Here is a 15,849-nt window from a genome sequence, read left to right on the forward strand (position 1 = left end):
TTGAAAGGTAAGTATGTATAATGTTTTAGTGCTTACATAAGAACAAGGATTTAGTAAATAAAGTTCAGCAAGTTATTAAATTAACCGCTTTTGGCGACATTAGCACAATGGTCCCACCTGATCCCATGCCGAACTCAGAAGTGAAACGTTGTAGCGCCGATGGTAGTGTGGGGTCTCCCCATGTGAGAGTAGGTCATCGCCAAATTATTTTTTATCTGGGTGGTTAGCTCAGTTGGGAGAGCATCAGCCTTACAAGCTGAGGGTCACTGGTTCGAGCCCAGTACCACCCACCATTAGGGGAGTAGTTCAATTGGCAGAGCATCGGTCTCCAAAACCGAAAGTTGTGAGTTCGACCCTCACCTCCCCTGCCATTTTACAGAATCAGCTATTAGTTACTAACTAGTAGCCTTTTTGATTTTTTCTAGTCATATTTCATTATAAAGTTAAAATCCTTAAAAGTTAATATTGTTGATTGTAAGTCTAAGAGTTGTCATATATGGCAACTCTTTTTTTATGTCTATAGTTTAGGCAAGTAAGAGTATTTACATTATTCTTTGGAGCTAGTTTTAAGTGCAGGGATTAGTTAGGATCCTTTTAAGTGAAAATAAAGTTTATAGCTTTGGTATGAAGTATAGAATTTTCTCAGATAAAAAAAAGAAGTTGGCTTTGACCAACTTCTTTTTTTTGTTTAGCTTACGTGTCTAGTGCGGAATTTATTTCCAGGTTTTGCAGGTAAGTAGCCTGCAATAATCCAAGCAATAACCGCAAGGAACATAAGTCCGCCACCAAGCGAAAGAGTGAAAGCTGATAATAAAACTACAACTAAGCTCGCATAAGCAAAGCGTGGATCATAACCTGCGTCAGCTAGGCGACGTCCAAAGGCATAAGAAGCCATAACGCCAATCCAAACTTGTAAAATAGCATAGGCTACTTTTATTAGCAGTTGTAGTAGTCCTGTTAAAGCTCCTAGAGCTAAGGCATGAGAAATGCCAAGAATTAGGCTAGCTGCAATTTGTGCTAGTAAGAAAATACCACAGGCAATACCAATAAATGGTAAAAAGGTCTCTTTGCTTTCGTAGTCATTTAAGTTAGTTATATTACGTTTGTGCAAAGAGAAGTTTTGCGGAATACGATAGCGGTACAAAAAGTTTTTAATTGTGTCTTTCATAGATCTTAAAAAGTGAAGTTCCTAAAAAGATAGTATACTTTTTTTCTTGCCTCAGGTAAACAAAAAGTTTGGTAAGATTTACCAAACTATTTGTCTTTTTTAGTTATGTTATGATGTTTTTCCCAAGCTTGTTCATCAAGCTCTTCGAGCATTTGTGGTAAATGATCTTCGAGCATTTGCTTACTATGTAACTTGATTTTTTTCAGAGTTTTGTCATTATGGCAAGGTGGTAAAGATTGCTCTTGGGTATCAACTTCGAGTTGCGTTTGTTTTTCAAACTCATCTATTTCTCGTGATACAAATGGTTTGTACTTACTAACATAGAAAATAGTAAAAAGAGCTAGAACTATGGTTATAAGTCCATCTGTAACTAGAAGAGTTACGCCATGGCGATCAGGAAATAGAGCAATGATAAACACCAGAATGCTAGGAATGACAAATTTAAGAAAAGTCATAAAAGCATTTGCGGTTGCCGTAAACTCAGGAAAGATCATTAAATATAATGAAGAAATATTGCCTAATTGAAAACCGTTAAAGAAAAAGTTTAAACTAAAGCAGAGGATAATGCCAAGGGGACCAAGAAAATATGCACTTACAATGAGATTTACTATAGTACATACAGCCTGTAAAATACTTGCATTTACCCATACATTACGCGGAGAATATCCTTTTTGCATAAGGTAAACGTTAAGCCGGTTACCTATAACGGTAAAGACAATTGGGATAATAAAATAGTAGCCAATATGATCAGGATCTACACTAAATTCATTAATGAGGATATTAGGTACTAAAACTGGTAAAGAAAAAATACAAAATGAACGTCCAACATTAAAGAAAATTAAATAGCGAGCTCGTGCATTTGCGAGTATGTAAGCGTAGAGATGTAAGGTCTTATTAAGATCATACTCATGTTTATACTTAGCTGCTATAGTTTCAGGAATACTAAAAAGATAGATAACTAAGCTAATTACAAGTCCAACAGTGAGAATATTAAAAATCATTCTCCAACCGTAGACCACAGTAATATTACCGCCCCAAAGTGGACCTAAGGCAGGCGAACACATAAAAAATAAAACTATCCAAGAGTTATAGATAACAAATCTACGCGGCGGATAGATATCTTTAAGAATAATGGTAGATAAAAGACCTAGCCCACCAAAACAAAAGCCTTGGCAAATACGATTTAAATACAAGCCCCAACTAACGGTCACATTAACTATACTCAGGTTAGTTAAAATTCCTAAGACAGCACAAATAATTAGAATTGGTTTTCTTCCCCAATTATCGATCATAGGTCCCCAAAATAATTGCCCTATGCCCATGCCTAATAAGTAGAAAGCTTGCAAAGCAATGATATTGACATGGAATTGCTCTTTAAGTTGTCCTATGGCAGGGGAAAAGGAAGTATTTTCGAACCCTGGTATAATCGAAAGTAGGGTTAAAATAACAATTAATAACCAACGCTTAGGAAGTTTTTCTCTTAGTTTTTTCTGATGACTACTTAGGGAGTCATAATCTGGTTCACGCGAAGTTTGTGACAACATAGTGAATAAAAAAAGATGTGAAAATCACTGCATATTATATCAAGTCTAGAAGCAAAATATTACTTATGTCTAAATATAATTTTGTTTGGCAAGTTTACCCGTAAATTTAAGCAAAAAAGGCTTTTACCGTGGTAAAATATAATTACTTTTTTGCGTTTTCCGAAATATATTTTTAAAACCTTTATTAGCATGAAATAGGAAAACTACATAACCTTTGGGGTTAATTTTTAACTACTTTTTTGCGATATAAAACCCATGACGAATGAAGAACGTTCATTTGGTCGTTTTGAGTTTAACTCTTTAGAGGCAGTACGCAATCGTTTAATTAATTTATCACGTTCAAATCGACTGATAAATTTCCAAGATAGTCGTGCCATAGCTCTCGCAGATCAAAATTTGACCAACTTGGTTAAAAGATTTACTTTAACCAAAGATTATTCTTTGCAACTTTTTAAACGTTTAAACTTTGCTCAATTTCAGGACTACTTTAATTGGTTAAGCGAAAATGAGCAACGTCGTTCAGTTTATTTTAGCGAGAAAAAATTCACTTGGCTCACTCCGACTCTAGAAGCTCAAACTGTTGATAACAAGTATGCTCGTGAGAATGCTCTCACAGCACTTAGTCAAGAAGCAGCCCAAATTAATGAAGAAGAGGGAGGAGAAGAGTTTGTTGAGCTTTCGACCGAAGAGCAAGAATTTACTGACTTAGACCAAGATGAATTATTTGCTGATGCTCAAAACCTTGCCCAAGAAACTTCTAGTGGCAATGCACGCTTTTCCTTAATTCCTTATCTAAATGGAAGACCTCTTACACCAGAGGTTATTATTCCTCTTTTACTCGAAAATGAACAAGCACGGCACAATTATTTAAGTAACCGTGATCCTCAAGCTTTAATTCCAGAGATTTTAGAAAAATCGATTAATTTAGCTAGCTATGCCCAATATGCTCTTGGTCTCGAAAATCTTGCTCTAGGCTTAGACGCAACTAATAATCCTGAGTTTAAAGGTAAAAACAGCTCAGTACAAGTATTAGGTTGGGAAGCTAAAGCGGGAAAACAACTGGAAAACTTTAATCGTAATAACCAAAAATCTTTACGAGAAATCGGGGCAGGTATTCTTTATCTCACCGTAGGCTTAATTGAATATCTCGATAACGACAAAACTAATTGTTTTGCTCCTTTATATCTTATCCCTGTAAATATTACCGACAAGAGCAATCGTCGCGGACAAATTGTTATTAGCTATACTGGCGAAGACATTATTGAGAATGTTTCTTTAGCAGAAAAGCTCCGCAATGATTTTGGTGTTTACTTACCGCGCATAAATGTCCGCGAAAACCTCTGGCAAGAAAGTAAAAAGCTCGAACTTGGTATTAGCTCACCTTTTACAGCCGAGCAAATTCAAGCAACTTTTGCAAATGCCAATAACGATGACACTTATAGCTTTGTTGAGTATTTAGCTTTAGTTGAGCAGTCTTTTGCTTTACAAAAGTTTGAGGTAAAAATTCACCAACAGGCCTTTTTAGCTACTTACTTATTTGCTAAACAAAGAATGTATCTTGACCTTAATCCTGAAGAATGGCCAAGTCATTCCCGTTTAGAAGATAATAATCTCATTAATGCTCTCTTTAATGAGAAAACGGGTGATAAAGACTTTGCTGTAGGGCAAGATAATACTGAGTATGATATAGATAATATTGCCAATATTCACGAGCTCTATCCGTTGCTTGATGAGGCAGATTCATCACAACACTCGGCATTAATTGATGTAATGCAAGGGAAAAACCTTGTAATTGAAGGACCGCCAGGTTCAGGTAAGTCGCAAACTATTACCAATATGATTGCAGCTGCTATGAAGCAGGGCAAAAAAGTTCTTTTTGTTGCCGAAAAGCAAGCGGCTCAAGAGGGGGTACATAGACGCTTAATCGAGCTAGGCTTAGGCGATTTTTGTTTAGACTTACATGATACTCATATCGCCAAAAAGGCAGTATTTGAGTCAATTGAACGCCGTATAGATTCTTTAGGCTTTTACACTTATCCTGAAGGCTTACCTAATGCCATAGCTCAATATGAGCAGTATAAAAACATTCTTAATGCTTACAGTCAGCAAATTAATGCCAATTATGCTAACTCAGGGTTTAGTAATCAAGAGATACTAGCAGCTGCTGGTTACTATAAGCAATTTAACTTTGCTAATGGAGGCTTAGGTTTATTTGATGCCCAAATTACCGAGGATGCAAATCGTGCGGCTCAGTTTTTTACGCGTGATAATTACGATAATATTATTCATGAGTTAAATAGCTTTACTTCGGTAATTTCTAAGTTACGCGAGTCGTTAATTTTACAATCACGTTATTTACGCCAAACTCAGCAAGAGCAAGATCCAATTATGGCAATGGTTGCCAAGGCTCAAGCGGTGACCAATCAAGACGTGAGTATGATTAAGGGACTCAATGCAGGAGGCTTTAGTCTAGGTGGACGTAATGCTCAACGTCAAGTAAACCTTAATTACGCTAAAATTGCTAATCTCCGTATTAGAGATCACCTCTGGTATGGCGTAAGCTCACGTCAGCTTAATGTAGCAGCCAGTGGCAAGGTAATTCAAGCTCTTTATAACTGGCAAAAAAGTCTAGTTGAGATCAAAGACTTTGTTCAAACTCTACTGCGTACTCACCAAATCGAGCCCGAAGCGGTTTTAGCGAGTGGAGAGTTAGCTCCAAGTGGAGCCGATGCTCAAGATCTAGAATTAGCGCATTTAGATTTACTTGCCCTCGATATTTTTGCCAAAAAGTTTGCTTCTTTACCTTTAACGCAAGTAAATGATTTTGTTGATTTAAATCTTTTACGTCGTTTATTAGTAAACCCACTCGAGCCTACTTCGCTCTTTAATGCTTTACAGCATGATTTAGAGCATTTAGAACGCTTTACAGGCTTTAGTGCTTCACAAGGTCAGGGCTTATTTAATTACGCATATTTAGATTGTTTAGTGCAACAAAATCGCTATGAGCAAACTGAGTTTAGTAAAGTAACTCTCGTTCCAGAGTTAAGAGCTAAATACTATTCAATTGCCGAGCGTCAACGTTTATTACGCAGTCCCGAAGTTGAACGTTTATTTGCCCATTTACTAACTTGCTTACCGCAATTTGAAAGTCAAATTCAAGAGAGTGGTAATCTCGCAAGTTTAAATCGTTTAGCAATAAGCTTAGAGTCTTATCTCAAGTGTGATAGCGAAAACCAAAAATCGGCAAATGAGTTTTTAAACTATTTAACCAGCAAGCTTTCGGGCACTTTAGAGTTAAACTATCAACAATTAGTTGATTTAGCTCAACTTTTAAGTCAGCTTCCGGCAAACCTAGTTAAATACCGTAGCATTAACTACTTAAGTCCAGTACTTGAAACTAACTTTAAAGAACTTGATGAATCTTTATCGCAGTTACGCTACGAAATTGAATCCTTACAAATGGATTTTGATTTGGGGCATCTCGCTTCTTATGAAGAGTTTGTCGAAATGCGTAAGGCTTTAATTAATAAGCCAAACTTTATAGCTCGCTTATTTAACAGTAGTTATAAAAATGCACGTCGTCGTTTCTTACTCTTAACCCGAGGCATAGATTATGACGATATTGCCGTAGAACGTATTTTAGCTCGCATTGACTCTTATTATGCTAAGTTACGCATGCTAGAAAATTCTCAGTCTTATAAAGACTTTTTTGGCTCACTATATCAGGGTGCCCAAACGAATCTCGAGCATGTCCGTACTTTATGTGACTGGACAAATAAGGTTGCCGATTACTGTCGTAATAAACTACATAACTCGCAAGTTAGTCCTGTCTTAACTTATTTACTTAGTGAAGAAGAGTTTTTTGCTGTAGTAGAAATAGGGCGCGTAATTGAAAGTGACTTCCATCGTTTACGCGAAGCCGAAGCCCAAGTAAATTCGTATCTTAAAGTGCCTCTACGTGACTATAGTCAATTAAGCAACTTAGCCCAAAGTTTATTACCAGAAATTCAAATTCTCACCAAACTAGTAAAAGCCGACTTCAAAGTTGTTGATCTGCAAACAACGCTCCAAGATGGTTTAGCTTTATTCCATGAGCAAGCTCAAGAACAACGCTTTAGTTCAGGATTAATTAGTGAGGCACAAATAGAGCAACTAACAAGCTTTGATGCTGCTTTAAGTGATTTACATGCTTATCTTGTTAATCACCAAGTAAACAATGCTATTTCGCAACGTTTATATCAAGAGCATCCAAGTATTATTATGACTGCAAATACTTGGTATTTAGCTCAACAATTTATTGGCTTGGCTCGTTTACTTGGGGAGTTAAAATCCTCAAATATGCAGGCTATTGCAGGTAACGTTGAGCAGGTTAGTGATCTGCAAAAACAATCTCAAGTGGGATTAAGCCTCAAAGAAGTATTACGCATTGCCCGAATGCAACAAACGCAAACTACTTTAAATCAGCAAACAAATTTAAATATTACCGCAAGGGGTATTTTATCTATGTTTGAAGCCTTTAATAGTTTTGCAGATTTTATTCAAGCGCAAGAGAAAATGGCAAGCTTAAGCAGTAGCATTAAAAATGCTCGCCAAACTTTTGCTGAATTTGTAAGTTTAACGGCATTGCAAGATAATCTTTGGATAGGTGAAAGTACGAACAGCTTACTTGATTTAATTGTCCGTAATCAGTTAGCTCTAGATTGTGCTGATGGACTTATTGAGTGGATAGACTATCTTAAAGCAACGCAAAGTCTATTAGATTTAGGTATAGGAAAAATTTCTAACTATGCAGAACAAGTGTCTAACTTAACTACCACACAGTTAGCTAACATGTTCTCGCAAGTGTTCTTTAATTATCTGGCTTGGAAAGTTATTGAACAATCACCAGTATTACGCGACTTCTCTTCAATTAATCACAATGCCATTGTAGAAAAGTTTGATCAAGCTGATGAAAACTTAAAATACTTACAACGCCAGAACACTGCCTATGCAATTGATGTTAATACCAAAACTGTGGCGGGAGTAGAATCTAAACGTCCAGCAGCCTTAACAGAAATGGCATTATTAAGGTATGTGGTAAATCACAAGAACATGAGAGCAAGTTTAAGAGATGTAATCTTTAGAGCAGGTACTTCTTTACAAGCTCTAAAACCTTGCTTTATGATGTCACCAGCTTCAGTAGCACAGTTTTTAACTCCAGGAAGTTTGAGTTTTGACTTAATGATTATGGATGAAGCTTCGCAAGTTACGCCCGAAGATGCTTTAGGAGCTATAGCTCGAAGTAAACAAGTGGTGATTGTTGGGGATCCAAAACAATTACCGCCAACCAACTTTTTCAGTCAAAGTCGGGCAACAAGTGAAAATGATGAAGGACAATTAATTACCCAAACAGCAAAATCAATTCTAGATGTGGCAACAACTATGTTCCCAACTCGAGTATTACGTTGGCACTATCGTTCGCGTCACGAATCTTTAATTGCTTTTTCAAACCAACAATACTATGGGGCTAAATTAATCGCCTTCCCTTCTCCTTATGCTCAACATCCAGATTTTGGTATTAAGTTCCATAAGGTTGAAGGTACTTTCCATTATCAAAGAGCAAATCCGCTTGAAGCTAAGGTTGTAGCCCAAGCTATGATCGAACAACTCTTAACTCATCCAGATGAGACTTTAGGAGCTGTGGCTATGAACCAACGCCAAGCAACTTTAATTGAACGTGAGTTTAATAAGTTACTTGAAGCTAATCCAAAAGCCTTAGACATTTATCAATTATATGAAGGCACAGTAGAACCTGTGTTTGTTAAAAACCTTGAAAATGTCCAAGGGGATGAGCGTGATGTTATCTTTATTAGTTGCACCTATGCCCCAGCTAAACTAGGAGGCAATTTACCGCAACGCTTTGGTCCAATTAATGCCGCAGGTGGAAGTAAACGTCTAAATGTTCTATTTACTCGTAGTAAAAAACGGATGGAAATTTTTAGTTCGTTCACTTATCAAGAGGTTAAAGAAGTAACTGAATCGCGTGATTCAGGGGTAAATGATTTAAGAGCTTTCTTAAAATATGCCCAAACAGGAATTTTACCTCATGTTCGACCTGTGCAAGGACAAAGTAGTCTATCGACTGCTAACTATATTTCTCGCTCTTTAGTTGAAGAAATAGGCGATACCTATGAAGTTAATACTCAAATAGGTGTAGCTAGTTACCGTATAGATATGGCTTTTGCTCCTAAAGGTAGCAGTACTTATATTTTAGGCTTAGAAACTGATGGACAAACCTATGCAAGTGCTAAATCGGCACGTGATCGTGACCGCTTACGCAGCATGGTTTTACGTCGTTTAGGCTGGAATATTGAGCGTATTTGGACCGTAGATTGGTACAAGTATTCGCAACAAGAAATTACTGCTGACTTAAAGAATATGCTAGAGCAATTAGGATAAATTTATAGTACAATAAAGGAGGTTTAGCTTAACCTCCTTTATTTTTTTGTTAATATGAAAATTACCTATTTTAATCGTCCTCTAGCTATAGGTGAAGATAATTTACTCAATCGTGATCTAATGGTTGAAGAGCTAGCAGGAGAGTTAGAAATTTATTTTCCTTTTCAAGCTCGTGATCTAGATAATCGTCTCAGCCGCGAGCAAATTCTCGAGCGGATAAACACGCCAAGTGCAAAGCGTCCTTATCGCGTTTGTTTTAGTCCAGTTTCGGTTTTAATTACTCCTACTACTAAACAAATGTCGGACTTTTTAGCTGATCATGTAGATATATGTATTGGGCAAGAGTCAGTTAAACGCATGCCACGAGCAAATTATTTTCGTTTACCTGCTTGGTGTTTACGCTTATTTGGTCTTTTCCCTAGTCTCGAACAAATTCAAGCTAAAATAGACGAACTCGAAGCTTTACGCAAAGCTAATCCTTTTACTCGTAAAGAGTATATGGCTTGTTTGACTAATAAAGACAATCGTTTTTTTGCTAAAGGTTCTTTAGATATTTTTACCATGATTCATGGGATAGATCCTTATTTAAAGCATTTGCCAATAAAATTTGCGGGCAACTATGCGCACAATGATGATCGTTTAGCTCAAGTTTATCAAGGAGATAAACTGGCGTATTTACAAAACTTTACTTTTCATTTATGTCCAGAGCAAATAAATTTACATAGTGTGGTTTCAGAGAATTTAGCTCTAGGTCTTGAGGCAGGTTGCATTCCTGTATATTGGGGAGATCTGGCTGAAGATAAGCAATACTTTAATGAAAAAGCTATGATAATTTATGATGTGACGCGTCGCAGTGAAATCTCAACGCTTTTTAGGGAAGTGTTTTTAAAGCAGCAAGAGTTTTTGCAAGAAAATATTTTCTTACCGCAAGCGGCAAATTTAATTTATCGTCATATTTATGCTCCGATTATTGCCAAACTAGAATTAGATTTAAATATGGATCTTTTGGCAAAAATACGTTCTACTGAGCAAAAATATAGATTAAAAAACTTTGCCCAAAGCATGCATCCCGAAGCTTGGGTAACCTTTATTGAAAATGCTAATACTTATATAGAGCAAGTAAAAAAATAAAAAAGTAGAAAATAAAAAAAGCAGGAATTATCTCCTGCTTTTTTTTATACATTAAATCTAAAGTGCATTACATCACCATCTTGAACTATGTATTCTTTACCTTCAAGGCGAAGTTTACCTTTTTCTTTTGCTCCTTGTTCACCATTACAAGCAACAAAGTCATCATAAGCAGTAACTTCTGCACGGATAAAGCCACGTTCGAAATCTGTGTGGATAACACCTGCAGCTTGAGGAGCTGTAGCACCTACTGGAATAGTCCAAGCACGTACTTCTTTAACTCCAGCTGTGAAGTAGGTTTGTAATTTAAGAAGTTTGTAACCCGCACGAATAACACGGTCTAAACCTGATTCTTCAAGACCTAGGTCAGCTAAGAAAGCTGCTTTTTCTTCGTCGTCTAATTGAGCAATTTCTGCTTCAATAGCGGCACAAATTGGTACTACTACCGAACCTTCGCTAGCTGCTAAAGCTTGTACTTTTTCAAGGTATGGGTTATTTTCAAAACCGTCTTCATTTACATTAGCTATGTACATTACAGGTTTTAAAGTTAAAAAGCTATAACTTTTAATAAGTTTTTGCTCATCATCACTTAAACCTAAAGTACGTAATGAAGTACCTTCGGTTAGAGCCGCTAAACATTTTTGAATTACATCTAATTCTGCTTTAGCGTCTTTGTCATTACCTTTTACGCGTTTTGCTAAACGTTGTACTGCTTTTTCACAAACGTCTAAGTCTGCTAAAACTAGTTCGGTGTTAATTGTATCTATATCATCTAAAGGATCAATACGACCATTAACGTGAATAATGTCATCATTTTCAAAGCAACGTACTACGTGACCTATAGCTTCAGTTTCACGAATATTTGCTAAGAATTTGTTTCCTAGACCTTCACCTTTAGAAGCACCTGCTACTAAACCTGCAATATCCACAAATTCCATAGTAGTAGGAATCACGCGTTCAGTTTTTACAATATCTTGTAAAACATTTAAACGTGGATCAGGCATAGGAACAATCCCCGTGTTAGGTTCAATGGTACAGAAAGGGTAGTTTTCTGCTTGAATCCCAGCTTTGGTTAAGGCATTAAATAATGTTGATTTTCCTACGTTAGGGAGACCAACAATACCACATCTAAAACCCATGTATTTTCCTTAATTTTGACTAAGTAAAAAGAGAATAAAATTATAACTCTGTAATTATACTAGATATTGACGCTTGATGCTATTTTTGATTAAAGCTCGTCATGGTTTTTTCTAAACCAAGTTTAAAAATATCTTCAATTCCTTTAACTGCTTTATCGACAGCTTGGGCATTAAGTTTGCGTTCGGCTTCGGTAGGACGACCAAGTACATGTCCTGTTACTTTAGCTTTATCGCCTGGGTGACCTATGCCTACGCGTAAACGCCAGTATTTATCACCAGCAAAGCGATGAATATCTTTTAAGCCATTGTGTCCAGCATGACCGCCACCAAACTTGAGGCGACAAGTGCCAGGTTCAATAGCCATTTCATCATGAATTACTAGCATTTGTTCAGGTTGAATATTGTAGAACTTTAACATAGGCTCTACTGCTTTACCTGAAAGATTCATAAAAGTGGTCGGACAAAGAATACGTACTCGGTGGCCATTAATGGTAATTTCCCCTACTTCGCCAAAGAATTTCTTTTCTGCTTTGAGGTGACCACCAAAGGTATCTAAGAGGGCATCGATTACCCATTTACCTGCATTGTGACGTGTATCTTTATATTCGTTACCAGGATTATTTAAACCGACAATTAATTTTATTTCCGACATAAGAAAAGAGAGTATATAAAGTTAGCTAATATCTATATTATAAAGCATATAAAAAAAAGCACGAAATTTTACGTGCTTATTTTTTCATACTAAAGGAGAAACCATTTTTTTTCGGTAAACGAAAAACTTGGCTAATTAATACTAAAGCTGCTACTACAGTTAGAGCAATAAAGAGAACAAATGTCCATTCAACAAGGTTTAAGCCCAGAACTGTTGGACCACCTGTTTCGCAGTTACCTAGAGGAGCAAACACGCCTGGGAAGTATTTTTGTGGTAGACCACCTAAAAGGTCAAAGTATAAAGGACAAGAACTTCCGATGCTAAATGGATTTGCTTGATGCGAAGCGATTTTATCAAGGTGAGTGATATTGTTTAGTACTCCCATTACTGAAGCGTAAAGGAAAAGTAAACAAGCTACTAAACGCGTTAAAGTAAATTTAGGCATTATAAAGCCAATTAGACCTGCTAAGGCGATTAAGTAGAGATAATATCTATCAATAACACAGTGATAGCAAGGTAACTCATTGAAGTAGTTTTGTAAAACTAAAGCATAAGCGTTAGCAGAAACCCCAGTTACAAAGAGAAGAAACCACGGGAATCTTGTTAAACTCCATCTTTTTAAAAATCTCATGTAAACCTTCACTTAATTTTCAGATGAATGATGTGTAAGTGGTAAAACAATTTTCCTGTAAAAGATAAAATTTTTTTACTTAGCCAATATTATACTTGGAATGTAAGAAAATTAACTAAATTTTATTGAAAATATCTAAGCTCTGTGGATTAAAATCCAAGAATAGACGCCTAAGGTGAGCTAAAGTGCTAAATTAACGTCTATGTTTAGACTTAAATAAAGAGAATCAATAAAATAGTATACTAATTTACATGTATATTCTCGCATTTTAGACAGAGAAAAAAATATTTCTTTTACTTTTGCTTAGACAGAGAAAAATAAAAATAGTCTTAAAAAAAGTATGCCATTAAGGAAAATTAAGAAGCTAAAATAGTGCTTTTAGTCTATTTTTTCCGTAGATAGAAAAAATTTTGCCGAGAAAAAAATTATTCTAAAATTAAGAAAAATGGTATAATATGGAATGGTATAAATTGCCAGGTAAAACTGGATAGTGGAAAAATCATTTATTGCCAAAGGGCAATATATTTTTTTTTCAATAAAAATCGGATAATTTTTAGTATGTCTTCTGAATTCCAAACAAAGTTTATCTTTATTACAGGTGGTGTTGTATCTTCATTAGGTAAAGGTGTGGCAGCTGCTTCAATTGCTGCTTTACTAGAATCTCGTGGAGTAGACGTTACCATGTTAAAAATGGACCCATATATTAACGTGGATCCAGGTACAATGAGCCCTACCCAACACGGTGAAGTATTTGTAACTGAAGACGGTGCAGAAACAGATCTTGACTTAGGTCACTATGAAAGATTTATCCGCACAAAAATGTCTAAATTAAACAACTTTACGACAGGTCGTGTTTATTCAGATGTATTACGTAAAGAACGTCGTGGTGACTATTTAGGTCATACTATTCAAGTAATTCCTCATATCACCAACGAAATTCAAGAAAAAGTATTAGCTGCAGCTAAAGGTCACCAAGTGGCTTTAGTTGAAGTAGGTGGTACAGTAGGAGATATTGAATCTCTGCCATTCTTAGAAGCTTTACGTCAGTTATCTATTCGTGTAGGTCGTCAAAATACAGCATTTGTTCACTTATCTCTAGCACCATATTTACCAACAGCTGGAGAAGTTAAAACAAAACCAACACAACACTCAGTAAAAGAATTATTAAGTATTGGCATTCAACCAGATATTTTAATTTGTCGTTCAACTGTCGCTTTACCAGTACATGAACGTAATAAAATTGCTTTATTCTGTAACGTAGATGAACGTGCAGTAATTAGCATGAAAGATGTAGATTCTATCTATAAAATCCCAGCTTTATTATCAAGCCAAGGTTTAGATGACATTTTATGTCAACGCTTTAACTTAAATGTTAAACCTGCTGATTTACGTGAGTGGGAAGAAGTAATCTACAAAGAAGCTAATCCAATTCACGAAGTTAATATTGCTTTAGTAGGTAAATATGTAGAATTACCTGATGCTTATAAATCAGTAAATGAAGCTCTAAAACATGCTGGTTTATTTAATCGTGCTAAAGTGAATATTCACTATGTTGACTCTGAAACCGTACAAGCACGCGGTGCTGATGAAATGCTAGCGGGCTTTGATGGTATCCTCGTTCCAGGTGGCTTTGGTAACCGTGGTGTTGAGGGTAAAATTTTAGCAGCTCAATATGCTCGTGAAAACAAAATTCCTTACTTTGGTATCTGTTTAGGGATGCAAGTAGCGGTAATTGAATTTGCTCGTCACGTTTGTGGCTTTACTGACGCTAACTCAACTGAGTTTGATAGCAGTACTAACAACCCAGTAATTGGTTTAATCTCAGAATGGGGTGTGGACGTACTTAAAACTGGTACCCTTGAACAATTAGGTGGTACTATGCGTCTAGGTGCAAACAAAATTGAACTTAAAGAAGGTACGCACATTTATGACCTTTACCACGGTAACATGGTAGAGCGTCACCGTCACCGTTATGAAGTGAACTCTAAATATGTTCCTTCTCTAGAAGAGCACGGTATGGTTGTGGCTGGTACTTCAGAGCACCACGGCTTAGTAGAAGCGATCGAATTAAAAGATCACCCATGGTTCATTGCCTGCCAATGTCACCCTGAATTTACTTCTACTCCGCGTGAAGGTCAACCATTATTTATTGACTTTGTGCGTGCAAGTGTGGAAAAACACAACGCTAAAAAATAAATTTTACATATTAAAAAAGTCTATGTTGAAAAAACATAGACTTTTTTTGTTATTTAAGCAAAGAAATTTTTTGGTTTTTGACTCATTTGATCAAAGTAATCCATATCTTCGTTCACAGTACGTAACTCTTTAAGGTAGGCAATTTCTTCATGGGTTACGGTTAGAGTACCTACTAAGCGTGCTGAGACATAGATTAAAATACCTGCTCGAATCAGATCTTTAATATCACGACTTGAGGTAAAGGCAATAATTGCAAAGATTGTCAGGAATAAGGCAAAAAAGCGAGCAAAAATAGCAAAAGGTTGGAACCAAATTGAATTATATTTTGCATTACGATAGCAGAGCCAGAAAAAGAGTAAGAGGTTAACTGGTGCTAATACCGAGAAAATTGCCTCTTCGTATTCTTTGATATCAAAAATAGCTAATAAGAGATAATAGACTATAGCAGAAAAGAAGAGAACAAAAACAGTGAGAAAGAGATCACCATAACCAAAGAGAACAACTCCTCCTTTGGTGCCAAGACTATTTCTAAATTGACTTACTTGATAAATCGCTATACCTATATAAATGGTGACTAAAACCCCACCATAAATAAACGGACGTAGAGGTTTATCAGGATCGTTAAACCAAGCTAATTGGGTAACAGGTAAGTAAATACTAAAGTATAAACCACATGCCCCAACTATGCCAAAGCAGGTTTTAACAATATTATTTTCAAGGATCTTTTTGAGAGTTTGTTTTATCATATATTTAATCCTTAACTTGAGCTATTAGAGTGATATATAAATATAAATAAAAATAAATATAATAAATATTCAAGATTAAATATATCTAATTTGATTTTAGCACAGTTATAAGTCTATGATAAATAAAAATTATATCTGATAAGTTATAGGTATAACTAAAATATTTCTCTTTGCCCCAATTAACAGAGAAAAACGAGAATGTTCTTT

General features: G+C 35.9%; 9 protein-coding genes, 2 tRNA genes and 1 rRNA gene. 6 read left to right on the top strand and 6 right to left on the bottom strand.

Annotated elements, in window-relative coordinates:
- Positions 1–89: 89 nt before the first annotated feature.
- From rrf to CJP74_RS07485, 3 genes are all read left to right on the top strand, one after another.
- A 5S ribosomal RNA gene (gene rrf / locus CJP74_RS07475) occupies positions 90–205 on the top strand.
- 12 nt (positions 206–217) lie between these two features.
- Positions 218–293: transfer RNA gene (locus CJP74_RS07480), tRNA-Val, on the top strand.
- A gap of 2 nt (positions 294–295) precedes the next feature.
- Positions 296–371: transfer RNA gene (locus CJP74_RS07485), tRNA-Trp, on the top strand.
- A 317-nt stretch (positions 372–688) separates the two neighbouring features.
- Here CJP74_RS07485 and CJP74_RS07490 read toward each other — a convergent pair.
- The gene (locus tag CJP74_RS07490; RefSeq protein WP_119497849.1) at positions 689–1,168 is read right to left on the bottom strand and encodes a hypothetical protein; all 480 of its coding nucleotides are present in this window, start codon (positions 1,166–1,168) and stop codon (positions 689–691) included.
- Positions 1,169–1,254: 86 nt separating this feature from the next.
- Positions 1,255–2,712, bottom strand: coding sequence for an MFS transporter (locus tag CJP74_RS07495; RefSeq protein ID WP_119497851.1), 1,458 nt, complete (start codon positions 2,710–2,712; stop codon positions 1,255–1,257).
- Positions 2,713–2,967: 255 nt separating this feature from the next.
- On the opposite strand from CJP74_RS07495, the gene CJP74_RS07500 reads away from it, so the two are divergent.
- Positions 2,968–9,150 (top strand): DUF4011 domain-containing protein, encoded by a 6,183-nt coding sequence (locus CJP74_RS07500; protein WP_119497853.1) that lies wholly within the window; start codon positions 2,968–2,970, stop codon positions 9,148–9,150.
- A 54-nt stretch (positions 9,151–9,204) separates the two neighbouring features.
- Positions 9,205–10,281 (top strand): hypothetical protein, encoded by a 1,077-nt coding sequence (locus CJP74_RS07505; protein ID WP_119497855.1) that lies wholly within the window; start codon positions 9,205–9,207, stop codon positions 10,279–10,281.
- 44 nt (positions 10,282–10,325) lie between these two features.
- On the opposite strand, the gene ychF is transcribed toward CJP74_RS07505, so the two are convergent.
- From ychF to CJP74_RS07520, 3 genes are all read right to left on the bottom strand, one after another.
- Positions 10,326–11,417 (bottom strand): redox-regulated ATPase YchF, encoded by a 1,092-nt coding sequence (ychF, locus tag CJP74_RS07510; protein ID WP_119497857.1) that lies wholly within the window; start codon positions 11,415–11,417, stop codon positions 10,326–10,328.
- A 79-nt stretch (positions 11,418–11,496) separates the two neighbouring features.
- Complete coding sequence (pth, locus tag CJP74_RS07515; RefSeq protein ID WP_119497859.1) at positions 11,497–12,069, bottom strand: aminoacyl-tRNA hydrolase; 573 nt, start codon at positions 12,067–12,069, stop codon at positions 11,497–11,499.
- 76 nt (positions 12,070–12,145) lie between these two features.
- Positions 12,146–12,700 (bottom strand): disulfide bond formation protein B, encoded by a 555-nt coding sequence (locus tag CJP74_RS07520; protein ID WP_119497861.1) that lies wholly within the window; start codon positions 12,698–12,700, stop codon positions 12,146–12,148.
- A 558-nt stretch (positions 12,701–13,258) separates the two neighbouring features.
- Between CJP74_RS07520 and pyrG the strand changes: the two genes are divergently transcribed.
- Positions 13,259–14,896 carry a CTP synthase gene (pyrG, locus tag CJP74_RS07525; RefSeq protein WP_119497863.1) on the top strand — a complete coding sequence of 546 codons (1,638 nt, stop codon included), beginning with the start codon at positions 13,259–13,261 and terminating at the stop codon, positions 14,894–14,896.
- Between the two features lie 53 nt (positions 14,897–14,949).
- Here pyrG and CJP74_RS07530 read toward each other — a convergent pair whose 3' ends face one another.
- The gene (locus tag CJP74_RS07530; RefSeq protein ID WP_119497865.1) at positions 14,950–15,642 is read right to left on the bottom strand and encodes a hypothetical protein; all 693 of its coding nucleotides are present in this window, start codon (positions 15,640–15,642) and stop codon (positions 14,950–14,952) included.
- Positions 15,643–15,849: the final 207 nt, after the last annotated feature.

Source organism: Psittacicella melopsittaci, assembly GCF_003585925.1.
Lineage (GTDB): Bacteria > Pseudomonadota > Gammaproteobacteria > Enterobacterales > Psittacicellaceae > Psittacicella > Psittacicella melopsittaci.

Bases quoted from the DNA above. Each gene is read 5' to 3' on its own strand.
- ychF (WP_119497857.1), bottom strand. From the start codon at position 11,417: ATGGGTTTTAGATGTGGTATTGTTGGTCTCCCTAACGTAGGAAAATCA.
- pyrG (WP_119497863.1), top strand. From the start codon at position 13,259: ATGTCTTCTGAATTCCAAACAAAGTTTATCTTTATTACAGGTGGTGTT.
- CJP74_RS07495 (WP_119497851.1), bottom strand. From the start codon at position 2,712: ATGTTGTCACAAACTTCGCGTGAACCAGATTATGACTCCCTAAGTAGT.
- pth (WP_119497859.1), bottom strand. From the start codon at position 12,069: ATGTCGGAAATAAAATTAATTGTCGGTTTAAATAATCCTGGTAACGAA.
- CJP74_RS07500 (WP_119497853.1), top strand. From the start codon at position 2,968: ATGACGAATGAAGAACGTTCATTTGGTCGTTTTGAGTTTAACTCTTTA.
- CJP74_RS07505 (WP_119497855.1), top strand. From the start codon at position 9,205: ATGAAAATTACCTATTTTAATCGTCCTCTAGCTATAGGTGAAGATAAT.
- CJP74_RS07520 (WP_119497861.1), bottom strand. From the start codon at position 12,700: ATGAGATTTTTAAAAAGATGGAGTTTAACAAGATTCCCGTGGTTTCTT.
- CJP74_RS07490 (WP_119497849.1), bottom strand. From the start codon at position 1,168: ATGAAAGACACAATTAAAAACTTTTTGTACCGCTATCGTATTCCGCAA.
- CJP74_RS07530 (WP_119497865.1), bottom strand. From the start codon at position 15,642: ATGATAAAACAAACTCTCAAAAAGATCCTTGAAAATAATATTGTTAAA.